Genomic DNA, 25,216 nt, shown 5'->3' with positions numbered 1-25,216 from the left:
GTAGAATGGGGTTGGGTCAGGCGGCCTGCGCCTGAGCCTCGATTTCCGCGTGGAAGGCCCAATCAAGCCAGGGCAGCATCGCTTCGATATCCGCCGTCTCCACGGTGGCACCGCACCAGATCCGCAGACCGGCAGGCGCGTCGCGATAGGCGCCGACATCCAATGCGACACCTTCCGCCTCCAAACGTTTGGCAACGGCCTTGGCAAAGGCAGCGCCGTCCAGAATGCGCGAAGCAGTGAACTTCACACACACGCTGGTATTGGAGCGAGTGGCAGGATTCACCGCCAGGTTCTCGATCCAATCGCGGGTGTCGCAGAACTCCCAGATGGCCTGCGCATTCGCGTCTGCGCGGGCAATTAGACCCTGCAAACCGCCAACGCTTTCGGCCCAGTTCAGGGCAAAGGCATAATCTTCGACACACAGCATGGACGGCGTGTTGATCGTAGCGCCGGTAAAGATCCCATCGATCAGTTTACCGCCTTTGGTCAGGCGGAAGATCTTGGGCAAGGGCCATGCCGGTGTGTAGTTTTCCAGGCGCTCAACAGCGCGCGGGCTCAGGATCAGCATGCCATGCGCTGCTTCTCCGCCCATGACTTTCTGCCAAGAGAATGTCACCACATCGAGCTTATCCCACGGCAAATCTTGCGCGAATGCCGCGCTTGTCGCGTCACAAATCGTCAGGCCCGCACGGTCCGCCGGGATCACATCGCCATCGGGAACCCGCACGCCGCTTGTCGTGCCATTCCAGGTGAACACAACGTCGGTGTCCCAGTCCACAGCGCCCAAATCGGGCAGTTTGCCATACTCCGCGGTCGTCACCGTCGCATCCAGCTTCAGTTGCTTGACCACATCGGTCACCCAGCCCGCGCCAAAGCTTTCCCAGGCCAGCATCGTGCAAGGCCGCGCGCCGAGCATAGACCACATCGCCATCTCGACGGCGCCGGTATCCGACGCGGGAACGATACCGACCTTGTAACCTTCGGGCACGCCTAGAATGCTGGCGGTCCGGTCGATGACATCCTTCAACAGGGTCTTACCAACAGCCGCGCGGTGCGACCGGCCCAGCGGGGCCTGCGCAAGCGCATCGATTGTCCATGTGGGGGGTTTGGCACAGGGGCCAGAGGAAAAACGCGGATTATCCGGCCGCGTGGCCGGTTTTTCAATGTTCATTTCTGAATATCCTCGCAGATATGCGCCCTTCGTTGGGGAAGGGTGTCCCACCGCCGGGAATACGCATAGCGTTCACAAGGAGCAACCGGGAATATCGCCTCGAATCACGATTTCTGGACAAACCAGCGCCGCGATGTAGCCGATCGGAAACCTGCGACAAATTCGGCAGCGAACTGAAATTATCAAGCACCGCCCGAGGTGTAGGGCGACTCAACCGTCTAATTGAGTTGACAATATACTTGATATGACACCCCAAACCAGACTACCGTTTAGGTTGAGTTGAGCGTGGACATATTCCACCGGTGGCATGAGGTCCTCCATGAAAGACCAATCCAAATCCCTAACATTCGATCTGTCGGAATATTTGCCATTTCAGATGTCCGTCATTTCTTCGCGCCTGTTTCAGCACGTGATCGAAGATGCGGGATTTCAGATGCCGGAATGGCGGATCATGATGGCATTGCCATCGAACCAACCTTGTTCATCCCATGATCTGTGTATTCTGACGGCGATGGATGCCGCCCGGGTCAGCCGTGCGCAAAGGCGGCTGGAAGATCTGGATATGATCTCCGTCATCCGTGACAAATCCGACCGTCGTCGCCTGGTGGTGCGCCTGTCATCGCGGGGCACTGAGGAGGTCTCGCGGATGAAATCCGCCGCTCAAGCCGCCGAAAGCAAGATGCTGGATGCTCTGGGGCCGGAAGATCGCGCGCAGTTGAAGACCGCGATCAACAGCCTGTTCGAACGGGTCTAGTCAAACCGCCGCATCGAAAGGGGTTTTTCCCAGCCGAGAGGCTGCTACATCCCCGTGCATGATAGACAGTGACCTTCCCCTGCTGAACCTGCGCGATATCTGCAAATCCTACGGCAGCACGCCCGTTCTGAATGGCGTATCGCTGGCTTTGAACGGTGGTCAGACACTTGCCCTGACGGGTGAAAGCGGTTCGGGCAAGTCAACGCTGCTGCATCTTGCGGCGGGCCTGGATCAACCCTCTGACGGATCGGTGCATTTGGACGGCGAAGATATCGGCCGCTTAGATGATGCGGGCCGTGCTCAAATTCGACGGGATCGCATTGGTCTGATTTTCCAGCAATTCAACTTGGTCCCATCGCTGAATGTCGCGGCCAATGTTGCGCTGCAGGCACAGATGGCCAATCGGTTTGATGCCGCATTTACCGCCGAAATATCCGATCGGCTGGGCCTGTCCGATCTTGGTGCGCGCTATCCCGAACAATTATCGGGTGGACAGCAGCAACGCGTCGCGATCGCGCGCGCCTTGGCGCCTCGACCCGAGCTGATCCTGGCCGATGAACCCACCGGCAACCTTGACGAGGAGACTGGCGACATTGTCCTCACGCTTCTGCTGGAACTTGTGGCAGAGACTGGCGCAGCCCTGATGATGGTCACCCATTCCCCGCGTCTGGCGCAGCGTCTATCGCGCGAAGTGCATCTGTCACGCGGTCAATTGGCGGTCCAGTAGATGCTCTACACCGCTATCTCGACCCTATTTTCCCATTGGCACCGCAGACCGGGTCAATTGGCGATGTTGATGCTGGGTCTCGCCTTGGCCACAGCCCTATGGTCAGGGGTTCAAGCGATCAATGCCGAGGCGCGCGGCGCATATGACCGGGCCGCCGCGACCCTTGGGCAGGATCAACTTGCCCGACTGGAAACGCCCGATGGACGGCCTTTGCCATTGACTGACTATATCGCGCTGCGGCGCGCGGGTTATTTGGTTTCCCCCGTTGTTTCTGGTGAGCTGCGGGATGGGGAGGCGCGGTTGCGTCTGTTGGGCATCGACCCACTGACTGCCCCCGCGGCTGCCCAAGGCCCCGCCTTGGACGGCGATTTGGATCTGGCGCGTTTCTTCACCGCACCCGGCCTGATCTTGATGAGCGACGAAACGGCAGAGCGCCCCTTACCCGATGGCCTGCCGGACATCGCGCTGACAGACGGCGTCCCGCCGGGTGCGGCAATCACCGATATCTCCACCGCCGCACACCTATTGGGGCAGAGTGATCCCTCGTATCTGTTGATCGACCCGAACCAGCCGTTCGGACTTGCGCCTCTGGCTGAGGCGACCGATCTGGTGCTCCGCCCGCCCGAAACGGCCAATGACATCGCACGGCTGACCGACAGTTTCCACCTGAACCTCACCGCGTTCGGTTTGCTGAGCTTTGCGGTCGGTTTGTTTATCGTTCATGCCGCTATCGGCCTGGCGTTTGAGCAACGGCGCGCGACGGTGCGCACGCTCCGCGCCTTGGGTACCCCTCTGCGCAGCGTTCTGACCGCGCTATCACTGGAACTGACCGCTATCGCATTGGTATCCGGCGCCGTCGGGGTGATGCTGGGCTACGTCATCGCCGCATCGCTCATGCCGGGCGTCGCGGGGACACTGCGCGGGCTCTACGGCGCCGAGGTCGAAGGCGTGTTGCGCTTCGATCCACTCTGGGCCGCTTCGGCATTGGCCATCACTTTGCTGGGCGCAAGCATTGCGGCGATCCAAGCGTTGATCGGCACAGCGCGTATGCCACTGCTCGCCCCGGCCATGCCACGCGCCTGGGCACAGGCATCGGGCCGGATAATGCGGTTGCAGGCCCTCGCAGCCTTGGGGTTGATGTGCATTGCTGCGGGGCTTGCTCTGTTTGGCTCTGGCCTGATCGCCGCCTTTGTCTGTCTAGCCGCCTTGCTGATCGGCTCGGCCCTGGCGCTTCCTGCGCTCTTCACTGGATTTCTAGGGTTGATCCGTCCTCGAAATGCGTTCGCAGAATGGGTTGTCGCCGATACACGTCAGCAGGTCCCCGGGCTGTCGCTGGCGCTTATGGCGCTTTTGCTGGCGCTCGCGGCCAATATTGGTGTCTCCACCATGGTCGGATCCTTCCGGCACACCTTCACGGGCTGGCTCGATCAACGGATTTCATCCGAGCTTTACGTCACTGGCCGGTCGGTCGATGACACGTCCACATTAATGGCCACCCTGGAAAACGAGCCTGAAGTCGATGCAATCCTGCCCATCATTTCAGCGGAAACGCGGCTCTACGGCCTGCCAGCTGACGTCTTTGGGATTGTCGATCACCCCACCTACAGCGCCGCTTGGCCCCTGCTGAGTGCTGTCGACAACCCCTGGGCGCAAATCGCCAATGGCACCGGCGTGCTGGTGAATGAGCAGCTTTATCGGCGCGAAGGTCTTGCGTTGGGCGATATCGTCGCCATCGGTTCGGGCCTGCCAATCGTTGGCGTATATTCCGATTATGGGAACCCAAACGGCCAGGCAATTGTATCTCTAAATCGCCTGACAGACACATTCCCGAATGCCCGGCCAATCCGCTTTGCGATCCGTATCAATCCCGCCGACGTACCCGCGATGGCCACCCGCTTGCGCGAGGAATTCGGCCTGCCCCCGGATAACGTGATCAACCAGGTGGAGGTCAAACGCTTCTCGCTTCAGGTGTTCGAACAGACCTTCCTTGTGACTGGCGCGCTTAATGTGCTGACCCTCGGCGTTGCGGCCTTGGCGCTTCTGACCAGCCTGCTGACCCTGGCCAACCTACGTCTTCCGCAATTGGCGCCTGTCTGGGCCATCGGCACCTCGCGCAACAGGCTGGCCTGGGTTGAGATGGGTCGCAGCCTGGCCCTGGCCGCGCTGACTTTCGCGCTTGCGCTGCCCGTCGGATTGGCACTGGCCTGGGTTCTGCTCGCCCTGGTCAATGTCGAAGCCTTTGGATGGCGCCTGCCCATGCGCCTGTTCCCCACCGATTGGCTCATGCTATTCGCGTTGGCGCTGATTGCCGCCACTTTGGCAGCGCTTGGTCCAACGCTGCGCCTCGCGCGGATCGCCCCCGCACGCCTGGCCCAAGTCTTCGCGCAGGAAAGATAGCCGCCATGATGATGCGCCTGATTTTTGCCCTTCTCATGATGCTCTCTCAAGCAAATGCCCAAGGGTTCGCAGGGCTCGGCACGGCGGCGGACGGCTTTGCGGTGCCAGAGCGAAACCCAGCTTTTACCTTCCCTGACGACCATGGCCCTCACCCCGCCTACCGCATCGAATGGTGGTATCTGACGGCCACGCTAGAAGGCGCGGATGGGCGCGATTACGGTGTCCAATGGACCCTGTTCCGCAGCGCGCTGGCCCCTGAGACCTCGCGGGATTGGACCGCACCGCAACTTTTTATGGGCCATGCCGGGGTCACCACGCCCGATGCGCATTTCAGCGCCGAGCGTCTAGCCCGCGGCGGGATTGGTCAGGCCGGGGTCACCGCACACCCGTTTATGGCCAGGATCGACGATTGGCAGATGATCTCCACCACCACGGACGGCGATGCCTATGATGCGCTGCATCTCACCGCCCGGGGCGCGGATTTCGCCTATGATCTTGCCCTGAGCGCCGAGGGCCCGCTGATCTTTCATGGTGAGTCCGGCTATTCCGTCAAAAGCGCCGAAGGCCAGGCGAGCTACTATTATTCTCAGCCCTTCTACAGCGTTGCCGGTACACTCGACCTTCCCGAGGGGCGTGTCGCAGTAACAGGGACCGCCTGGCTGGACCGCGAATGGTCATCCCAACCGCTCAGCGCCAATCAACGCGGCTGGGATTGGTTTTCGCTGCAATTCGAAGATGGTTCCCGGATGATGGCCTTTGGCCTGCGCGATACGGCGGGTGATTGGTTCACCTCCGCCACCTGGATCGCGCCGGACGGCACCACGGAAAGCTACGGCGATGGGTATGTCACCCTGACACCCCGCACCTGGACCGAGGTTGCCGGGCGCGAGGTGCCCACCGCATGGCGGCTTAGCTTTCCCGAGCGGGGGATCGAGATCGAAACGATCCCGCTGAACCCGCAGGCTTGGATGAATACCAGTTTTGCCTATTGGGAAGGTCCGATCACCTTCACCGGCAGCCATACCGGACGCGGATATTTGGAGATGACGGGTTATGAGTGAAGAGAGCCTGTCAGGCTTCCTAGAGCGTGCTTGGAGCCATCTGTTGCGCGGCAAGGCCGACCGCCATCACCCGGCCCGTCATCCAACGCTCGCCACGATCGGACCCGACGGGCCCGAGGCTCGCACGCTTGTCCTGCGCGCTGTGTCGCAGTCAGCGTCTACTCTGGAATTCCACACTGACGGCGCGTCGCCAAAAACCGATCACATCGCAACGGATCCTCGCGTGGCAATCCATGTCTGGATCCCCAAATCACAGCTTCAGATCCGGGCCCAAGCCCGGGTTGAATTTCGGCCAGGCGATCCGGACCTCTTCGCGCAATTGCCCGCGCATGCCCAAGAAAACTATCGCGGCGCGGTTCCTGGCACACCAATCTCGACAGACATACAGAAAACAAAGCCGCGCTTTAGTCGCCTTATCTGCCATCTGACCAAGTTCGATCTTCTTCTTCTCAGCGATCCGCATCAGCGCGCCATCTACACCTCTGAAACGGATTGGTCCGGTACTTGGATCACAGCTTAAGCTGCACCGATGATTGGGATTGAAGACCGCTATATCAGCCTTCCGCCACATACATCGGGAAACTCACGCCCAGCGCCCAGCCCAGCAACAGGCCGAGTCCAAGCCCAACAGCCAGCGTCGATCCGGTGCGCCGTCCGACCCACCGCCCCATCATCCCGAAGGTCCCGTAAAACAGAAGCACAACCGGGAAGATCAGCACCAGGAAGAACAGCCGCTCGAAATCAAGAGCGACCGCAAATCCAAGCGACCCCAGAAACGCACCGCGCACCACAATTCTTTGCCACAAGCTCGCTGCTGTGGCCCTTGTCAGAACGGCGTCGCCCCACATGGCCAGAACAGCGCCCGGTACAATCGCGGCGATGATGGCGACACGTCCCATATGCGGAAAGAAAGACGCCACATACCGGTCCATCAACAGACCAAACAGACCCAAACCAAATACAGCCAGCGCAAGCCCCCAGAACCACCCGCGCAGATCGGGCCGCCAACCCGCCAAAAAGGCGCCAAACAGCACGAATCCGCCATACAAAGCCAGGTGGACGGTTAGATAGTCAGCCACCAAAACCGGAAGCGCACCGACCTCGACCTGCACGGCGATGGGCGGCACAATCAGGGCGGGGATCACACTCAGTGCCCAAAACATGCGGCGCGGCAACGGCGCCGGCGGGGCGCCTTGAGGAAGCCACGCGGCCGAGGGCCGGGCCAACATGACAGCGCCCGCCAGCATCAGCAGTATCCCAAGGCCTAGTCGCGCGACCCCAGCCTCGCTTTCGCGCATCAATGTGTCATCAACCCATGCGACCGCTTCCCGCAAGCCACCGGGCGCCCACAAGATCCCGACATGTTCGGCATAGGGCACGGCAACGGCCCGCCGCGCGAAACCATCACCAGGCGTCCCGACCGTCTCGCCCTCCACGGCGTCCAATTCTGCCATCACCCGTTGCGCCTCGGTCCGCAAAGCGCCCTCCCAGACGCCATTCACCATCAAGAGGTTTTCCGGCGCTTCCATCGTGATGGCTTGCGAAAACACGGATATCCCAACGATCGAGGCGACACGCGCGTCGGAGATGCCCGCCCGCACCACCAGATCAGATGACATGGAATGCCCCACCAAGGCCACGCGCGCATCGGCACCGGGCAGATCCACCGCCCAATCGGTCACGCGCGCAATTTCCGCCATCAAAAGGCGTGTCGTCCCATCAATCGCCGTGACATCACCGGACATCGGCTGTGGATTGCGTCCGTGACCCTCCAGATCCAGCGCCACGGCGATGTATCCAGCGCGCGCAAAGCTCTGCGACCAGGCCGACATCATCTGGCTTGACCCTGCAAAACCGTGCACGATGATAATCACAGGCCCCGTGGCGCCTGGCTGTTGCGTCACCGTCACCGGTGTCGAGCCCACGATATCCTGGCGGATCTCCAACCCGAACCGGGCGCGTTCCAAAAGCACAATGCCCGCGATCAGTGCGCTCAACGCCAGTACCGAAAAGGCCCAATTCCAAGCATACCGTCCCATCGCTGGGCATGTAGCGCAGCGCGCGCTCCGCGCCAATGCTCTGGTCCCTGATCGCGCCGCAGACTAAGCTCATCCAACAGCCAATGAAAAGCGACGGCATTCTATGTTCACTGTGACCCTAATGACCAACTCGGCCATGTTCCTCGACCGGGAGCTTGTCGCGAATCTGCGTAATGCCATGGGCGGCAGCGATGCGATATGGCTCGACCCGAACCACGCCGCCGAGTTTGACATTCCCAAAGTGCCGAAAAGCATCGAAACGGTCTATGAAAGCCTCAGTGCGGAGGGCGTGGATCTGGCTGTGCAGCCGAAGGGCGACCGCAAGCGCAAGATGCTCCTGGCCGATATGGACAGCACGATGATCCAGCAGGAATGCATCGACGAGTTGGCCGCCGAGGCCGGGGTCGGTGAACAGGTCGCCGCAATCACGGCCCGCGCGATGAATGGCGAGTTGGATTTCGAAGCCGCCCTGCTCGAACGGGTCGCGCTTCTGAAAGGCCTGCCCGAGGCGACGATCCAAACCGTGCTGACCAACCGCATCACGCTGATGCCCGGCGGCGACATCCTATTGGCGACGATGAAAGCCAACGGCGCCCATTGTGCGCTCGTTTCCGGGGGCTTCACCGCCTTCACCGGCGCCATCGCCGTAAAGCTCGGTTTCGATGAACACCACGCCAATACGCTTCTGGCCGAGGATGGAGAGCTGACCGGCGATGTCGCCCGCCCGATCCTGGGCCGCGATGCGAAAGTCGCCGCGCTCGACCGGATCACCGCCGAACAGGGTCTAACGCCCGCCGATGTCATCGCCGTGGGCGATGGCGCCAATGATCTGGGCATGCTGCAAAAGGCGGGCACCGGCGTCGCGCTACACGCCAAACCAATTGTCCAGGAACAGGCCCAGATCCGCATCAACCACGGTGACTTGCGCGCTTTGCTCTACGTGCAAGGCTATGTGAAGTCGGAATTCGTCACACCCTAGACCGGCGCCTTACCGCCCCAACGCTTGCATAGTGCGATGGGCGCGCGGACGTGGCCGAAGGCCGCCCCGCGCGCCGGGCCCAAAGTGACGGGCCATGCCAACAGGCATGACCCTAACACGGGAGAGCCTGCCTCCTACTCCGCCGGAACCGCGATCTCTTCGGTGCCGAGTGGCGCGGGCAGTTTGTCCAGCATCTCTTTCGGGCAGACCTGCAGGAAGTTTCCGCGCTCGACGTCCCAATGCTGTAGGATATCGCGGGCTTTCACGCTCCCGGTTTCCGCGGCATGCCGCTCCACCAGACCGCGCAACTGCTCTTCCCAATGATCCACCGTCACCGCACAGGTCACCAGCGTCTCCAGGTTCATATTCACCTGCGCCTCGCCCTCTGGATCATAAAGATAAGCCATGCCACCGGTCATACCAGCCCCGAAATTCGCCCCGATCCCGCCAAGGATCACCGCAACCCCGCCGGTCATGTACTCACACCCGTTCGAGCCACAGCCCTCGATCACCACCTTGGCGCCCGAGTTCCGCACGGCGAACCGCTCACCTGCCCGGCCCGCGGCAAACAGATACCCGTCCGTCGCGCCATAAAGCACCGTGTTGCCGATGATGACATTCTCCGACGCGACAAGGGGCGAGGCCATCGGCGGGCGAACCACTACTGTTCCGCCACTTAGACCCTTTCCGACGTAATCGTTGGCATCGCCCGAGACCTCCAGCTTCAGCCCCGGCGCCGCAAACGCGCCCAGCGATTGCCCGGCCGAGCCTTTCAGCTTCACGGTCAGATGGTCGTCCTGCAAATCGTTCCGCATCCCAAACCGCTGCACGATATGGCTCGACGTGCGGGTCCCGATGGTGCGCAAGGTGTTCTGCACCGCATAGGACAGTTGCATCTTCTCGCCATCCTTCAGGAACCGATCCGCATCGGCCACAATCTGCGCGTCCAGCGTGTCCGGCACGGCATTGCGGGGGCGATCACGGTTGTACTCGATCCGATCCGCACCATCGACGGTGATCAACAGCGGGTTCAAATCCAGATCGTCCAGATGTGCTGCGCCCCGGCTGACCTGGGTCAGCAGATCCGCACGCCCGATCACCTCTTCCAAGGACCGCGCGCCGATGCTGGCCAGCGTCTCGCGCACCTCTTCGGCGTAGAAGGTGATCAGATTCACGACCTTGTCCGCGTTGCCGGTGAATTTCTCGCGCAGGCTCTCATCCTGGGTGCAGACACCGACCGGGCAGGTATTCGACTGGCATTGCCGCACCATGATGCAGCCCATCGCGATTAGCGCCGCGGTGCCGATGCCGTATTCCTCGGCCCCCAGCATCGCCGCCATGACGATATCGCGCCCGGTGCGCAGTCCGCCATCGGTCCTCAGCGTCACCCGATCCCGCAGATGGTTCATGCTCAGCACCTGATGTGCCTCGGTTAGGCCCATCTCCCAGGGCAGACCGGCATATTTGATCGAGGTCGCAGGCGAGGCGCCAGTCCCACCGTTGTGACCGGAAATCAGAATCACGTCGGCCTTGGCCTTCGCCACACCGGCGGCGATAGTTCCAACGCCAGACGACGCCACCAGCTTCACCGTCACCTTACAGCGCGGGTTGATCTGTTTCAGGTCGTAGATCAGCTGCGCCAGATCCTCGATCGAGTAGATGTCGTGGTGCGGCGGGGGTGAGATCAGCGTCACACCCTTGGTCGAATGCCGCAGCCGCGCGATCAGGTCGGTGACCTTCATGCCGGGCAGTTGCCCACCCTCACCGGGCTTGGCACCCTGCGCGACCTTGATTTCAAGCTCTTCGCATTGGTTCAGATATTCGGCGGTCACGCCAAAGCGCCCGGAGGCCACCTGCTTGATCTTCGCAGACGGGTTGTCGCCGTTCGGTTCCGGCACAAAATGCGCCGGGTCTTCGCCGCCCTCACCGCTATCGCTCCGCGCGCCAATCCGATTCATCGCCACATTGAGGGTCTTGTGCGCCTCAGGGCTCAGCGCACCCAGCGACATGCCCGGCGTCACAAAGCGTTTCCGGATCGAAGTCACGCTTTCGACCTCATCAATCGATATCGGCTTGCCCAAGGGCTTCATGTCCAGCAAATCGCGCAGATGGATCGGCGGGTTGCTCCGCATCTTCTCCGAATACTGCTTCCACAACGCGTAAGAGGACCTGTCGCACGCCGCCTGCATCATATGCATGGTCGTCGCCTGCCAGGCATGGGTCTCTCCCGACCGGCGCGCCTTGTAGAACCCACCAATCGGCAGCACATCGCGGCCACCCAGGAAGCCTTTCGCGTGGACGTCCTCAACCGCCTTTTGCAGACCGCTGACACCGATGCCGCTGATCCGGCTAAGCATACCGGGGAAGTAATCAGCCACCATCGCGCGACTGAGGCCCACGGCCTCGAAGTTCAAACCACCGCGATAGCTGGAAATCACACTGATCCCCATCTTCGCCATGATTTTCAGAAGGCCCGCATCAATCGCCGCACGATACCGCGCCATCGCCTCGGTCAGGCTGACGTTCAAAAGGCCCCGTTCGATCCGGTCGGCGATGGAATCCTGCGCCAGATAGGCATTCACCGTGGTCGCACCGCAGCCCACCAGAACCGCAAAGTAATGCGGATCGATACATTCCGCCGACCGCACATTCAGCGAACAGAAGGTCCGCAGACCTTTCTGCGTCAGGCCTGAATGCACCGCCGAGGTCGCCAGGATCATCGGCATCGCCACGCGCGCCTCGCCCTGACCCTGATCGGTCAACACCAGATGCCCGGCACCTGAGCGCACGGCATCTTCGGCCTCGCCCCGGATCCGCGCCAGCCCGTCACGCAGCGCACCCGGCCCAGCGTTGGCGGCAAAGGTACAATCGATCTCAACGACAGAGCTTTGGAAATGCTCCACCATCTTGTCGAACTGCGCGTTTCCCACAAAGGGGCTGTCCAGCATCAGGATCTCGGTCTGGCTGGAATCCTCATCCAAGACGTTTTTGAGGTTCCCGAAACGGGTCTTTAGGCTCATGACGCGGAATTCGCGCAAGCTGTCGATGGGCGGGTTCGTCACCTGGCTGAAATTCTGCCGGAAATAGTGACTAAGCGGCCGGTAGACCGAACTCAGAACGGCGCTTGGCGTGTCATCACCCATGCTGGCCAGCGCTTCTTTGGCGTCCTCGGCCATAGGGGCGAGGATCTGTTCCAGCTCTTCCACCGAATAGCCTGCCGCGATCTGCCGTTTCCGCAGATCACCGCCATTGAACAGCGCCTTTTCGGTCAGGCCGTCCATCTCCTCCTCGAGGTTGGTGATCTTGCCAACCCATTCGCCGAAGGGCCGCGCACCGGCCAAAGCGTCTTTGATTTCCATGTCGTGGAACAGGGCCTGTTCCTGCATATCGACGGCAATCATCTGTCCAGGACCAAGCGCGCCTTTTTCGACAACCGTCGCCTCGTTGATCGGCACCATCCCGGTCTCGGACCCCGCTATCAGCAAGCCATCGCCCGTCACCACATAACGCATCGGGCGCAACCCATTCCGGTCGAGCCCGGCGCAAACCCAACGCCCATCGGTCATCGCCAGGGCAGCCGGGCCGTCCCAGGGCTCCATCACCGAATTGCAGTACGAATACATATCCTGCCAGGCCTGCGGCAATTCGGTCGCCTGTTTCGACCAGCTTTCGGGCACCAGCATCGTCTTGGCCATCGGCGCGCTGCGCCCGGCCCGCACCAGCACCTCGAACACCGCATCCAACGCCGCGGAATCCGACGCGCCCGATGCGATGATCGGTTTGATGTCTTCCGCCATATCCCCGAACGTGGCCGAGGCCATGCGGATCTCGTGGCTCTTCATCCAGTTCACATTGCCCTTCAGCGTGTTGATCTCGCCGTTATGGGCCAACATGCGGAAGGGCTGCGCCAACCACCATTGCGGGAACGTGTTCGTCGAATAGCGCTGATGGTAAATCGCGAACGCGCTTTCGAACCGCTCATCCATCAGGTCCGGATAGAACTCGGCCACCTGCTCGGCCAGCATCATACCCTTATAAATGATACTCCGGCAGGACAGGCTGCACAGATACAATTCGCGCACACCTGCCGTCGCAGCAGCCTTTTCGATCTTGCGGCGGATCACATACAATTCCCGCTCGAACGTCTCTTCATCGACGCCCTTCGCGTTCGAGATGATGATCTGCTCGATCTCGGGCCGGGTCGCATTCGCCTTTTCGCCCAGGCACGACACTTCGACCGGCACATGGCGCCAGCCATAGATCGAATAGCCCATCCGTAGCACTTCGGATTCCACGATGGTCCGGCAGACCTCTTGCGCGCCGAAGTCGCTGCGCGGCAGGAAGACCTGACCCACCGCCATCATCTCGTCCATCTTGGGCTCATGCCCGGTGCGCCGCACCTGGTCGTAGAAGAACTCCACGGGGATCTGCACATGGATACCCGCACCATCGCCAGTCTTGCCGTCCGCATCCACGGCGCCCCGATGCCAGATCGCCTTAAGCGCATCAATCCCGGCCTCAACGACCGAGCGGCGCGGCTGACCATCAATGGCCACAACCAAGCCAACCCCGCAGGAGGAATGCTCATGTTCCTCACGGAACAACGTGTTCTCTTCCATCCATGCGCGCTTTTCGGCCTCGGCAACGGCCCAGATCTGGTCAAATTTGGTCATGGCATATCTCCCTCGACATGGGGGTTCTTGGCTTCGTATTCGGCGCGCGTGACGCGGCGATGATCGCCCGCAAAGGACGCATAGGCAGGCGCCCGGTCGCTATAGACCTCAGAGATCAGAGGAAAATCCGCGGCCTCCGGAAACAAGGCGGGCATGAATTCGTAGGGCGCGTCTTTGGCGTCTGTATCACGCAGCCATAGGTTGCTGCCGCAGACGGGGCAGAACACGCGCTCGGCAAACGGTGCCGATGCATAGCGCGCAACATTACCGGTGATCCGCACCGCATCGGGCGAGGCCTGAAACGCCCCCCAGGCGGTACCGTTGGAACGCTGACAGTTGGAACAATGGCAGACCCCGATCGCAGCGACATAGTCGCCATCAATATGCAAGCCGACACTGCCACATAGGCACTTTCCATCAAGCTGTCCGCTTCTGCGATATGGATCAGCAATGCTCATGCGAACACCTCATCCATCTTCTGCGCTTCGGCGCTGACGCGGGTCAGCGTTACGATCAGATGCCGAAACAGCAACGCAGCACCGATCGATAGGACAGAGGATACCAGATCAAGGCTGGATCCGGTTCGGTAGTCATTTAACGTCACAGCATCCAGGTTGATCCGATTGGCGAGGATTGACACCATGTTGCCCAACAGCCAAAAACCCCACCAGGCGCGCATCCAGACCGGTACTGGTCCGTCGAGATCGGGATTGCCATGCAATCCGTTCCAGGTCTGGCGCATCGCTTTGAACGGCATCCACAAATTCGCGAAGGGCACGGCGAACCACCCCACCGCCCAACCAGGCGTGATGGCTTCGGGATTGGGTCGCACCGCCAAGGAATTGGCGCAGGCGCGATAGATCCACATCCCACCTGAAACAAAGCTTGCAACCACAGCGAAAATGAAAAACCCGCCAACAAAAATGGCAATGCCGTCGATCCGTTCGGCCTGGGCATCAATCGCCGCCTGATCGCTCGACGTCTCCACCAAATTCAAGAAACTCAACATCTGGAGTGAATTCCAAATGAATGCCACCTCCGCCGCGCAATAGACAAAAAGCATGATCGACGCGATCCGCGCAGTATGGATCAATCTATAGGGCATGGTCAGCCGTGCTCCGTCGGAAGGTGATCGCGAGGTCCGGGCAGACCAGACAGAATACCACCGCAATCATATTCCGGCGTGGTACTCAGGAAGCCAGGCTCGCCCGGTTCGGCAAATTCTACGGGGCTGTAATTGACCTCGACGGACTCGCCACTCGGCAGCGTGATTGTCTCAACACCACCGAAAAACAATCGCCAGTTGCGGCTCACAAATTGGGTCCCTTCGGTCGCGCGAGGCCCGCCCCCGGTTTCCCATTGATAGGCGAATTGCGTGACCTCCAGCGGTTCGCCATCAATGACGACCTGCTCGCCGGTCAATTGATCGAACCCGGTATAGTCGCGTTGAAACGTACCAAGACCCGATTCTTCGCGGATCGAGAACACCATCGTATCGCTGCCGGTCTCCAGCAACTCGGTCAAACTGGCCGGATCATCTTCGGGCTCAATCAAAGTGTCCTGGCTGCCGCTGCGCAAGTTGACCGAGTAGAGCCAGCGGAATTCCGCATCCGTGTAATTGAGATAGAATGCGCCATCCTGATCGAGCGTCGCCCGCCAGTGGGATCCGTCAGGCTCCCCCGCGCAGCGCCACATATGCGAGACGAGACAAGACCGGCTTTGGACCGTCAGGAAGGCGCTGCAGCCGTCAGGCACCTGGAATTCGCTACCGCCCGGCAAAATTTGCGCGTGTAGAAGGGTCGGCGCCATGCACAGCACCGCACATCCCAGAGCGGTGTTAAGAAACTGTCTACGAATGGCAGGCATCATATCAGCCCTTCTGTCCTATTAACCACGATCGCACATCGAAATTGATATAAATCACCATGTCTTCCGATCGAAATTGAGGATCGAAAACCGGCGATTGATATACCTTATTTGTCGCTTTGCCCTTATTCCGCTGCCATCACCGACCCGGTTCTCACCCGCTCCAGGATCGCTTCGGCGGCCTCGCGCCCGTCGCGGATCGCCCAGACGACCAATGACGCGCCGCGCACGATATCCCCGACGGCAAAGACGTTTTCCAAGGCGGTTTCGTGGGTCGCAAAGTTCGTCTTGATCGTGCCCCAGCGGGTCACCTCAAGCTCGGGCGTGTCCCACAAGACCGGCAGATCCTCGGGCTCGAATCCAAGAGCCTTGATCACCATATCGGCGCCTTCGACATAATCGGCGCCTTCAATCACCTCGGGGGATTGGCGGCCCGTCACATCCGGCGCTCCCAGCCGCATCTTTTGCACCATCACGCCATCGACCTTGTCACCGGTGAAGCCCTTCGGTGCGGACAGCCAGACGAAGTCTACGCCCTCTTCCTCGGCATTCTGAACCTCACGCTGCGATCCTGGCATATTCGCTTTGTCGCGACGATACAGGCATTTCACGCTGGTGGCGCCTTGCCGGGTGGCAGTGCGGACGCAATCCATGGCGGTATCGCCGCCGCCGATAACGACGACGCGCTTGCCTTCTGCATTCAACTCGCCGGAATCGAACTCTGGCACGGCGTCGCCAAAGCCCTTGCGGTTCGAGGCGGTCAGGAAGTCGATCGCGCGGACAATCCCATCGGCGCCTGCACCGGGCCCCGGCAGTTCGCGCGATTTGTAAACACCCGTGGCGACGACCACGAAGTCATGCTTTTCGCGGATCTCGGCAAAGGTGATGTCTTGGCCCACATCGCAATTCAATACGAACTCGACGCCGCCCTGTTCCAATTGTTCATTGCGACGCACGACCACGTCTTTTTCCAGCTTGAAGCCGGGAATACCGTAGACCATCAGGCCGCCCGACCGATCATAGCGGTCATAGACGGTCACCTGCAGACCTGCACGGCGCAGCATATCGGCTGCGGCCAGGCCGCCGGGCCCGGCGCCGATGATCCCGACGGATTCAGCACGCTCCACCGATGGCGCGATGGGCTGCACCCAGCCTTCCTCCCAGGCGGTATCGGTGATGTATTTTTCGACCGAACCAATGGTGACGGTGCCGTGACCCGATTGTTCAATCACGCAATTGCCTTCGCAAAGGCGATCTTGCGGGCAGATACGACCACAAATCTCGGGGAAGGTATTCGTCGCCTGACTGACCTCATACGCCTCGCGCAGCCGACCCTCGGCGGTCAATTTCAACCAATCGGGGATGTTGTTGTGCAAGGGACAATGCGACTGGCAATAGGGCACGCCGCACTGACTGCAGCGTCCTGCCTGTTCTTCCGCCTTTTCACGCGCATATTCGCCGTAGATTTCGGCAAAATCTTCTTTGCGCTGGTCCGCTTGCCGCTTTTGCGGCATTTCCTTGCCAACCGTGACAAATTTCAACATGGGTTGCTTAGCCAAAACCGATGCTCCCTCTGCTCCGGAGCGCCCGTATACTAGGTGTTCTCGGAGAGATAAAGACAGTTATGCTGACCTTTTATCCGTCATATCCCAGAAATGAGACCTGAAGTGTCGTATCCGACAAGGTTAATATGGCAGTATGTGTTACCTTTAATGAAAAATGTATTTGATAACAGAGCGCTGAAACAGTCCGAGGTCTCGTTCCCTTGACCTTCTTGCATTTGTTTTTGCTGGCTATGATCCAGGGCATCACTGAGTTTTTGCCGGTTTCATCCTCTGGTCACCTGATTCTCTTGCCCGGATTGACGGGACTTGAGGACCAAGGGCAGGTCATCGACGTCGCCGCCCATGTCGGGACATTGGGCGCTGTCGTCCTCTATTTCTGGACGGATGTTAAAACTGCTCTGATCGGGACGCCCAGAATGCTGATGGGTCGCTTGGATACGCCTGGCGCCAAATTAGCCTTCCTTTTGCTGATCTCCACCATTCCTGTCATTTTGTTCGGCATCGTTCTTGAAATGACCGGCCTGTATGAGCACCTGCGCTCGATTGCCGTTATTGGCTGGACCATGCTGATTTTCGGCGTGGTCTTGTACTGGGCGGACCAGAACGGCCCCCTGACCAAAGTCGCCGCGGATTGGAATCGGCGTGACGCCATCATCATTGGTCTGTGCCAAGCGATATCGCTTATCCCCGGCACGTCACGGTCCGGCATCACCATCACGGCAGGTCGCTATCTGGGCTACGACCGTGAAGGTGCTGCGCGAATCGCCATGCTGATGTCGATTCCAACGATCTTGGCGTCGGGTATCTTTTCAGGGGCCAAGGTGATCAGCCAAGCCGATGCTACCGCTGCTTGGGACGGCGCGATTGCTGCCGCGCTGTCATTTGTTGCAGCGCTTCTGGCGCTCATCCTGATGTTCCGCCTGCTGAAAAGCGTAAGCTTCACGCCCTATGTGATCTACCGCGTTGTATTGGGCGTGATCTTGCTGTGGATTGCCTATTCCTAACCGAAAGCCACTATTCCTGGCGCAGGTTCCGGGCGTTTTCGGTGATTTCCGCATATTGCCCAGCTGGTCGGAAGGGCCATAGGTAATCGTCCAGCACCACATCCATCGACGTCGCGGAAATGCCAAGATCCGTAAGTGTCTTTGCACCGTCTTGCACGACGTTGTCAGACCGCAAGCTGCGCACCTGATCGCGCGTCAAAATACCGTTGTGGAAGAGACCAAAGGTCAGGGTCTGTAGCAGATCAAACACCGCTCCCATAATCCCCGCGACAAAGAACGGGATGTTCAGGATCAGGCGACGACGCCGAATGACACCCAACATGCGTTGCATCAACACACGGAAGCTTTCGACATCGGGCCCGCCCAGCTCGTAGATACCGCCTTCGGCTTCACCAAGCGCGCCCAGCATCGCGGCATGGGCGACATCATCCACATAAACGGGCTGAAATTTCGTCTCCGCTCCGGCGACGGGCAAAATTGGGCCCATCCGCGTCATAGCCGCAAACCGGTTAAAGAACTGATCCTCAGGCCCGAACACGACAGAGGGGCGCAAGATCATGGCATCGGGAAAGGCCTCTCGCACGGCCTCTTCGCCCTGGCCTTTGCTGCGCGCATACAGGCTGTTGCCATCGACATCAGCCCCGATGGCCGAGATATGCACCATACGCGCCGCGCCTTCTTCAGCCGCAATGCGTGCGATCCGCGCGGCACCTTCGTTCTGAACCGCTTGAAAGTTGTTTTTGCCACCTGCATCAAACGTTCCGACACAGTTGACGACCGCATCCGCGCCGTGGATCGCAGCCCTGACCGAGGTATCGTCACGGATGTTCGCCAAGATCGGCTCGACCTGTCCGACGACACCATAGGGCTTTACGAACAGCGCCTCGTTCGGGCGACGAACCGCTACGCGGACACGCCATCCCTGTTTGGCCATGCGCCGCGCGATATAGCGGCCCACAAAGCCTGAACCGCCAAAAATGGTGACGAGTTTTGCCATGGTCAGATCCTTCGGTCGCGTCTTAGGGCGGTGATACGCAGGGGCTCACGGCGCGGCAAGGCGCAAAAGGTCTCAATTTCACGCGGCATACGGGAACCACAGGTATATCGCTGGCGTTATGCCATGGATCAAACTAATTACATCTCATGCATATTCGATACATTTTACCTATCGCGATTGCCTTTTTCCTGACTGCAGGCAGCGCTTCAGCCCAGGATGTGGATTTCCGTGTCGCGGGCGATGATGAAGATCTGAGCGATCGGCTTCGCGCCGCATCGGTCCTTCTGCAAGACACAGAAGAGCCGCGAACTGCCCAGGATTGGGTGGCCGCAGCCCGCGCGGACTATGCGCGTTTGGTGGCGGCCTTGTACGATGCAGGACATTTCGCGCCGGTGGTGCGCATCGGGATCGACGGACGCGAAGCGGCCCGCATCTCGGCCTTCGACGCACCGCGGACCGTGTCGCAAATCACCGTGCAAGTGGAACCGGGTCCGACCTTCGCGTTGGGCACCGCGGAAATCGGGCCGCTCGCCCCGGAAACCGACCTACCAGAGGATTTCCGACCCAGCGGACCTGCAACAACCGGCCTGCTGCGTGACACAACCGGTGTGGCCATCGATGCGTGGCGACAGATCGGCCACGCGACAGCGGATGTCGGCGGTCAAAACGTAACCGCCCGGAACCCTGAAGCGATCCTTGATATCTCTGTTCGGATCGAACCCGGCCCCGTCGTGCGGTTTGGTCAGTTGCGGCCAGAGGGCCACGATAGGATGCGGCAAGACCGTATTCTGGCCATCGCGGGCCTGCCCCAAGGCGATGTGTTTTCGCCCGAGACGCTCGACCGGGTCGAAGGCCGCCTTCAAGATACGGGCGTCTTCTCGGCCATTGCCTTGCAAGAAGGTGAGGTCGGGCCGGACGGCACTATGGATATTACGGCAACCTTGGTGGAAAGCCCCCCGCGCCGCTTTGGCTTCGGCGCTGAACTGTCCACAGCGGATGGCGCAACGATCAGCGCGTTCTGGCTGCACCGCAATCTGTTTGGCGGTGCTGAGCGATTACGCATCGAAGGTGAGATCAGCGGGATCGGGAGCGAGGAATTCTCGGATACCGATCTGGCCGGGGCAGATGCGTCGATCACGCTGCGCTATTCGCGCCCGGCGACATTCACGCCAGACACCACATTCTATACCGAATTGGGTGCCGAATATCTGAATGAGCCTCTGTTTAATCTGGGCACGGTCGGGATCGAGGCAGGCGTCAGCCACAATTTCAGCCGCACATTGACCGGCAGCCTTGGGGCAAGTCTGCAATATTTCGACATCGATGACGATTTCGGCGATCGCCAGATCACATTGTTCAGCCTGCCGGCCAGCCTCACCTGGGATCGGCGCGATGACCCTCTGGATGCCCGCGAACTGTTCTATATTCAGGCAGATGCCACACCCTTCGTGACCAGCGAAGGCTCCGGCGGTGGTCGCGTCTTCATCGATGGCCGGGCCTATCTTGGCTTTGGCGAAGACAATGCCAGTCGTGTGGCCGGGCGCGTGCAAGTCGGCAGCGTTGTGGGTGGTGAGATCACGGATATCCCACCAAGCTTCCTGTTTTTCTCGGGCGGGTCCGGCACGGTGCGCGGTGTCGAATATCAATCGCTCGGCGCCACGCAATTGGGTGTCGAAAGCGGTGGACGCAGCTTCTTGGGCCTGTCCGGCGAATTCCGGCAGGATATCGGCGATACGAATTTCGGCCTCGTGGCCTTTGCGGATGCCGGTTACGTTGGCGCAGATGCCTCGGGCAGCGACGGGGATTGGCATGCAGGCGCCGGGCTTGGCGTGCGCTACGCGACCCCATTCGGCCCGATCCGTGTAGACCTTGCGACACCGGTCGAAGGCCCGGACGTCGGCGAAAGCTTGTTTATCTATATCGGAATTGGACACGCGTTTTGATGCGTTGGATTTGGATCGTCATCGGGCTGTTGCTGCTTCCGTCACTTGCACTCGCGCAGGAGGAAGACGGCGGCACAATTCTCAGCCGCCTGCTGGAAGATCAATTGTCGGACGGCGCAGCGCGGCAGGTCTCGATCCAAGGATTTGAAGGCGCGCTATCATCCCAGGCCACGTTGGATCGGCTGACGATTTCCGATGTCGATGGCGCCTGGTTGATCCTTGAAGGGGCCACCTTGGATTGGAACCGCAGCGCATTGCTGCGTGGCGCGTTGCAAGTCAACGCCCTGACGGCAGAGCGACTTGAGGTCATACGGCCACCACTGACCGAAGACAGCGTCGATGTGCCCAGCGCCGAGGCGCAGCCATTTTCACTGCCGAACCTGCCGGTGAGTGTCGAAATCGGCGAATTTGCGATCAACGAGGTTGTGTTGGGTGAGGCGCTGTTCGGCATTGCCGCACAGCTTTCAATCGATGGGACGGCCTCGCTGTTGGGCGGGTCTGGTGCCGCAGATATCCACCTGAATCGGCTTGATGGCCCCCGCGGCCAGTTCGACCTGAACGCCGCATTCGAAAACGACACTCGCGAATTGAGCCTATCGCTCATCCTGGACGAGGAACCCGGCGGTTTGGCGGCAGAGCTTCTGGGCCTGCCCGGTCGTCCGGACCTGAACCTGAGCGTACAGGGAAACGGTCCGCTTGACGCATTTACCGCCGATATCGCCCTGGCCACCGATGGCCAAGACCGCATCACGGGGCAAGTGATCTCGACCGAAAGCGACGATGGGACACAAACGCTGACTGCGGATATCGGTGGTGACATAACGCCTCTGCTTCTGCCGGAATATCAGGAGTTTTTCGGCGATGACACGCGCCTTCGGGCCGAAGTTGCACAAAGCGAAAGCGGTGGAACAACGCTGGATGAGCTGTCGCTGCAATCCGCCGCCTTGGATCTACAAGGTGATCTGGCACTTGGACCGAATGGGTTGCCGACACGCCTCAACCTGACGGGTGCCATTACGCCACCCGATGGCGATACGGTACGGCTGCCATCGACGGGGGCCGATGTGCGACTGCGTGCAGCAACGCTTGCGCTGACCTATGATCGCGAGGCTGGGGAAAACTACGCGCTGACCGCAGATATCGACGGGCTCACCGCCGATGATTTTGCGCTGGAAACCACAGCCCTACGGCTCGAAGGGATCGCGGCGATCACCGATACCGGGGTTGAGGCCGCAACCGCCGTATTACAAGCGCAACTCGATGGCGCAACCCACACCGATCCAGCTCTGGCCGAAGCCATCGGTGAAGCATTGAGCGTCGCAGCCGATCTTTCCTGGGTTAACGGCGCCCCCGTGATCCTGTCCGATCTGACGGTCGCTTCGGGTGACATGCAACTTGCCGGGAATGCGACCGCGATGTCGGGCGAAGGGGTTGTAGACGTTGCCCTGGATCTTGCTGCTGAGATCGGAGCCCTGGATCGCTTCGCCGCCATTGCAGGTCAACCCCTGACCGGCAGCGTGACAACCAACATATCGGGCCAAGTCGAGGCACTGTCAGGCGCGTTCGACCTGTCCCTGTCCGGCACCGGGCAAGACCTGGTATTTGTCGACAATGTGCCGCCTGAACTATTCGCCGGGCAGACCGATTTGAACTTGCGCGCGATCCGCGATGGTTCGGGTACGCGGATCGAGGATTTGACGCTCGAAAACGCTGAATTGGCTCTGACAGGCGATGTCAGCGTGTCGTCCGGCGATACCAGCCTGCAGGCCGATTTCGATCTGGCCGATGTGGGTCTGTTCACCGATATGTTGTCTGGTCCCGCTTCGATCCGCGCCGATATCGCGCGCAGCGGCACCGAGCCGTTCAATGTCGATGTGTCTTTGCGCGGGCCCAGCGATATTCTGGCCGATATCACCGGTGCTCTGGATGCCGAAACGCAGGACTTTAGCCTGGTGCTTGTTGCCAGCGCGCAGGATCTGAGCCTGGGCGATGCCGTGCCGCCTGAGCTGTTGTCCGGGCGCACCGATCTGACAGCGCAACTGATCAAGGCCGGGGAAACCTTCAGCCTCAGCAACTTCGAACTGGAAAATACCGCAATCCAGGCCTCGGGTGATGCGCGCTTGGGTCCAAGCGACAGTGACGTAAGCCTTGAGGCGCGTTTGGCTGATATCGGTGTTTTCACCGACATGATGTCAGGCCCTGTCACTATCAATGGTGACGTCGCGCGGACGGGTACCGATCCATTCAATGTCAATCTCGCGCTGCGCGGGTCAAGCGAGATTGCAGCGGATGTCACCGGCGCATTCGATGCCGAAACACAGGATTTTAATCTGGCCCTCGTCGCCAGCGCGCAAGATCTGAGCCTGGGCAACGCTGTCCCACGTGGATTGCTGGCGGGGCGCACGGATCTGTCGGTGACGGCCGTTCGCGCCGATGAGGTTCTGACGCTAAGTGATCTGTCTTTGCAGGGCAACGCGCTTCGGGCCAGTGGCGCGGCACGCATCGGGCCCGAAGATAGCGAAATCGACATCACCGCCCGGCTGGCAAATGTCGGACTTTTCACCGATGCGCTTTCGGGCGCAGCGACCGCCGATGCCACGATCACCCGCACAGGCACAGAGCCCTGGCGCGTGGTCGCGGATCTGGGCGGACCTGGCGGCATGAACGCAAATGTTGCGGGGCAGGTCGGGCTACCCGATGGCTCCGTCGATCTGACCGCAAATGGCACTGCGCCGCTTGCGCTTGCCAATCAATTCATTCGACCACGCTCCATTACCGGAACGCTCGCCTTCGACCTCGCCATGCGCGGGCAACCCGGGCTGGGTGCATTATCGGGGACATTGCGCACAAGCGACGCCCGGCTTTCGGCACCGACGCTGTCCTTTGCGGTCCAGAACATCGACCTGACCGGGCAGCTATCGTCGGGCCAATTGAACCTGTCTGGCAACGGCGCGATTTCTACCGGTGGACAAGTGACCATCGGCGGGGGGCTGAACCTCGGATCACCGGGTCTGGACGGGCAGGTCGATCTGTCACTTTCCAACGCGCGCCTGATCGATCCAACGCTCTACAATGCGCTGATCGAGCGGGCCGAGCTCAGCATTTCTGGGCGCTTGGCCGTCGCACCGCAGATCAGCGGAGATGTCACGCTTGGCGAATCCGAAATCCGGGTGCCCGAAGCCAGTTTGGCGGGCAGCGCGGCGATCCCCGATATCCGCCATGTCGGTGAGACGCGGGAACAGCGTTTGACCCGCAATTTTGCAGGCCTTTTGGCACAACAAGGGGCAGGCAATGGCGGTGGCAGCGGCGGAAGCAACGCCACAGGTTTGGACATCAACATCAACGCGCCAAGCCGCATTTTCGTGCGCGGGCGTGGCCTGGATGCGGAATTTGGCGGCTCAATCCGGATTTTCGGAACAACGGCCAACGTGATCCCGACCGGACGTTTTGATCTGATCCGGGGGCGTCTGTCGGTTCTGGGCACGCGCCTGGACCTGACCGAGGGGCAAGCGACCCTGCAAGGCAGTTTCGACCCGTTTTTGCGCATCGCGGCGACCAGCCGCGCCAACGGCTACCAAATTACCATCAGCATGGAAGGCCCGGTATCGGATCCGGATATCACCTTCGCCTCCGACCCCTCCCTGCCCGAAGACGAGGTTCTGGCGCGGTTGCTGTTTGGGCGCTCCGTTTCGGGTCTGTCACCGCTGCAATTGCTCCAATTGGCCGACGCCGCTACGTCACTGGCGGGCGGGTCAACCAATGCCGGATTTGTCGCTGGATTGCGAGATGGGCTGGGTCTGGACGATCTGGACCTGTCCACAGACGAAGAAGGCAACGCAGCCGTCACTGCCGGGCGCTATCTATCGGACAATATTTACACCGACGTAACGGTGAATGCCGACGGAGAGGCCGATCTATCCCTCAACATTGATCTGACCCCCAATATCACCGCGCGCGGGTCGGTTGGATCGGATGGTGGGTCAAGCCTGGGCATCTTCTTTGAGCAGGACTATTGACGCGCCCTTGGGGTGGATATATCA

Annotated in this window: 17 protein-coding genes; 9 read left to right on the top strand and 8 right to left on the bottom strand. The window is 60.5% G+C overall.

Going from position 1 to position 25,216, the window contains the following annotated elements; genetic code table 11:
• Positions 1-16: 16 nt before the first annotated feature.
• Positions 17-1,171: a phosphoserine transaminase gene (locus V8J82_RS08795; RefSeq protein WP_339974278.1), complete on the bottom strand. Its 1,155-nt coding sequence runs from the start codon at positions 1,169-1,171 to the stop codon at positions 17-19.
• Positions 1,172-1,490: 319 nt separating this feature from the next.
• On the opposite strand from V8J82_RS08795, the gene V8J82_RS08790 reads away from it, so the two are divergent.
• From V8J82_RS08790 to V8J82_RS08770, 5 genes are read left to right on the top strand one after another with little or no spacing between them, the layout of a single operon-like run.
• Positions 1,491-1,925 carry a MarR family winged helix-turn-helix transcriptional regulator gene (locus V8J82_RS08790; protein WP_339974277.1) on the top strand — a complete coding sequence of 145 codons (435 nt, stop codon included), beginning with the start codon at positions 1,491-1,493 and terminating at the stop codon, positions 1,923-1,925.
• A gap of 58 nt (positions 1,926-1,983) precedes the next feature.
• Positions 1,984-2,652 (top strand): ABC transporter ATP-binding protein, encoded by a 669-nt coding sequence (locus tag V8J82_RS08785; RefSeq protein WP_339974276.1) that lies wholly within the window; start codon positions 1,984-1,986, stop codon positions 2,650-2,652.
• On the top strand, positions 2,653-5,049 hold the full coding sequence (locus V8J82_RS08780) for an ABC transporter permease (protein WP_339974275.1): 2,397 nt from the start codon (positions 2,653-2,655) through the stop codon (positions 5,047-5,049). It begins immediately after the preceding gene.
• Positions 5,050-5,054: 5 nt separating this feature from the next.
• Positions 5,055-6,110, top strand: coding sequence for a lipocalin-like domain-containing protein (locus V8J82_RS08775; RefSeq protein WP_339974274.1), 1,056 nt, complete (start codon positions 5,055-5,057; stop codon positions 6,108-6,110).
• Positions 6,103-6,630 carry a pyridoxamine 5'-phosphate oxidase family protein gene (locus V8J82_RS08770; RefSeq protein ID WP_339974273.1) on the top strand — a complete coding sequence of 176 codons (528 nt, stop codon included), beginning with the start codon at positions 6,103-6,105 and terminating at the stop codon, positions 6,628-6,630. The genes V8J82_RS08775 and V8J82_RS08770 overlap by 8 nt, the downstream gene beginning before the upstream one ends.
• A 34-nt stretch (positions 6,631-6,664) precedes the next feature.
• Here V8J82_RS08770 and V8J82_RS08765 read toward each other — a convergent pair whose 3' ends face one another.
• The gene (locus V8J82_RS08765) at positions 6,665-8,149 is read right to left on the bottom strand and encodes an alpha/beta fold hydrolase (protein ID WP_339974272.1); all 1,485 of its coding nucleotides are present in this window, start codon (positions 8,147-8,149) and stop codon (positions 6,665-6,667) included.
• 103 nt (positions 8,150-8,252) lie between these two features.
• Between V8J82_RS08765 and serB the strand changes: the two genes are divergently transcribed.
• On the top strand, positions 8,253-9,128 hold the full coding sequence (gene serB, locus V8J82_RS08760) for a phosphoserine phosphatase SerB (protein WP_339974271.1): 876 nt from the start codon (positions 8,253-8,255) through the stop codon (positions 9,126-9,128).
• Positions 9,129-9,262: 134 nt separating this feature from the next.
• Here the strand turns inward: serB and gltB are convergent, their stop codons facing one another.
• The 5 genes from gltB to V8J82_RS08735 form a co-directional block, all read right to left on the bottom strand.
• A complete protein-coding gene (gene gltB / locus V8J82_RS08755) occupies positions 9,263-13,801 on the bottom strand; it encodes a glutamate synthase large subunit (RefSeq protein ID WP_339974269.1) in 4,539 nt (1,512 codons plus the stop codon).
• On the bottom strand, positions 13,798-14,259 hold the full coding sequence (locus tag V8J82_RS08750; protein ID WP_339974267.1) for a GFA family protein: 462 nt from the start codon (positions 14,257-14,259) through the stop codon (positions 13,798-13,800). The genes gltB and V8J82_RS08750 overlap by 4 nt, the downstream gene beginning before the upstream one ends.
• A complete protein-coding gene (locus tag V8J82_RS08745) occupies positions 14,256-14,906 on the bottom strand; it encodes a DUF4328 domain-containing protein (RefSeq protein ID WP_339974264.1) in 651 nt (216 codons plus the stop codon). Before V8J82_RS08745 ends, V8J82_RS08750 begins: the two co-directional genes overlap by 4 nt.
• Positions 14,907-14,908: 2 nt before the next feature.
• Positions 14,909-15,610 carry a hypothetical protein gene (locus V8J82_RS08740; protein ID WP_339974262.1) on the bottom strand — a complete coding sequence of 234 codons (702 nt, stop codon included), beginning with the start codon at positions 15,608-15,610 and terminating at the stop codon, positions 14,909-14,911.
• A 182-nt stretch (positions 15,611-15,792) separates the two neighbouring features.
• Complete coding sequence (locus V8J82_RS08735; protein WP_339974260.1) at positions 15,793-17,226, bottom strand: NAD(P)-dependent oxidoreductase; 1,434 nt, start codon at positions 17,224-17,226, stop codon at positions 15,793-15,795.
• A gap of 206 nt (positions 17,227-17,432) precedes the next feature.
• Here V8J82_RS08735 and V8J82_RS08730 point away from each other — a divergent pair, with 206 nt between their 5' ends.
• Positions 17,433-18,236, top strand: a complete 804-nt coding sequence (locus V8J82_RS08730) for an undecaprenyl-diphosphate phosphatase (RefSeq protein ID WP_339974258.1) — start codon at positions 17,433-17,435, stop codon at positions 18,234-18,236.
• 10 nt (positions 18,237-18,246) lie between these two features.
• On the opposite strand, the gene V8J82_RS08725 is transcribed toward V8J82_RS08730, so the two are convergent.
• On the bottom strand, positions 18,247-19,233 hold the full coding sequence (locus V8J82_RS08725; protein WP_339974256.1) for a complex I NDUFA9 subunit family protein: 987 nt from the start codon (positions 19,231-19,233) through the stop codon (positions 18,247-18,249).
• 146 nt (positions 19,234-19,379) lie between these two features.
• Between V8J82_RS08725 and V8J82_RS08720 the strand changes: the two genes are divergently transcribed.
• Both V8J82_RS08720 and V8J82_RS08715 read left to right on the top strand, forming a co-directional pair.
• Entirely contained in the window at positions 19,380-21,176 is a 1,797-nt protein-coding gene (locus tag V8J82_RS08720; RefSeq protein ID WP_339974255.1) for an autotransporter assembly complex protein TamA, read from the top strand.
• A complete protein-coding gene (locus tag V8J82_RS08715) occupies positions 21,176-25,192 on the top strand; it encodes a translocation/assembly module TamB domain-containing protein (RefSeq protein WP_339974253.1) in 4,017 nt (1,338 codons plus the stop codon). The genes V8J82_RS08720 and V8J82_RS08715 overlap by 1 nt, the downstream gene beginning before the upstream one ends.
• Positions 25,193-25,216: the final 24 nt, after the last annotated feature.

This window comes from Gymnodinialimonas mytili, assembly GCF_037544085.1.
GTDB classification, from domain to species: domain Bacteria; phylum Pseudomonadota; class Alphaproteobacteria; order Rhodobacterales; family Rhodobacteraceae; genus Gymnodinialimonas; species Gymnodinialimonas mytili.
This window is presented reverse-complemented; position numbering and strand designations above follow the sequence as displayed.

Excerpts from the sequence above, each read along its gene's own strand:
- V8J82_RS08795 (WP_339974278.1), bottom strand. The coding sequence starts at position 1,171 with ATGAACATTGAAAAACCGGCCACGCGGCCGGATAATCCGCGTTTTTCC.
- V8J82_RS08790 (WP_339974277.1), top strand. The coding sequence starts at position 1,491 with ATGAAAGACCAATCCAAATCCCTAACATTCGATCTGTCGGAATATTTG.
- V8J82_RS08785 (WP_339974276.1), top strand. The coding sequence starts at position 1,984 with ATGATAGACAGTGACCTTCCCCTGCTGAACCTGCGCGATATCTGCAAA.
- V8J82_RS08780 (WP_339974275.1), top strand. The coding sequence starts at position 2,653 with ATGCTCTACACCGCTATCTCGACCCTATTTTCCCATTGGCACCGCAGA.
- V8J82_RS08775 (WP_339974274.1), top strand. The coding sequence starts at position 5,055 with ATGATGATGCGCCTGATTTTTGCCCTTCTCATGATGCTCTCTCAAGCA.
- V8J82_RS08770 (WP_339974273.1), top strand. The coding sequence starts at position 6,103 with ATGAGTGAAGAGAGCCTGTCAGGCTTCCTAGAGCGTGCTTGGAGCCAT.
- V8J82_RS08765 (WP_339974272.1), bottom strand. The coding sequence starts at position 8,149 with ATGGGACGGTATGCTTGGAATTGGGCCTTTTCGGTACTGGCGTTGAGC.
- serB (WP_339974271.1), top strand. The coding sequence starts at position 8,253 with ATGTTCACTGTGACCCTAATGACCAACTCGGCCATGTTCCTCGACCGG.
- gltB (WP_339974269.1), bottom strand. The coding sequence starts at position 13,801 with ATGACCAAATTTGACCAGATCTGGGCCGTTGCCGAGGCCGAAAAGCGC.
- V8J82_RS08750 (WP_339974267.1), bottom strand. The coding sequence starts at position 14,259 with ATGAGCATTGCTGATCCATATCGCAGAAGCGGACAGCTTGATGGAAAG.
- V8J82_RS08745 (WP_339974264.1), bottom strand. The coding sequence starts at position 14,906 with ATGCCCTATAGATTGATCCATACTGCGCGGATCGCGTCGATCATGCTT.
- V8J82_RS08740 (WP_339974262.1), bottom strand. The coding sequence starts at position 15,610 with ATGGCGCCGACCCTTCTACACGCGCAAATTTTGCCGGGCGGTAGCGAA.
- V8J82_RS08725 (WP_339974256.1), bottom strand. The coding sequence starts at position 19,233 with ATGGCAAAACTCGTCACCATTTTTGGCGGTTCAGGCTTTGTGGGCCGC.
- V8J82_RS08720 (WP_339974255.1), top strand. The coding sequence starts at position 19,380 with ATGCATATTCGATACATTTTACCTATCGCGATTGCCTTTTTCCTGACT.
- V8J82_RS08715 (WP_339974253.1), top strand. The coding sequence starts at position 21,176 with ATGCGTTGGATTTGGATCGTCATCGGGCTGTTGCTGCTTCCGTCACTT.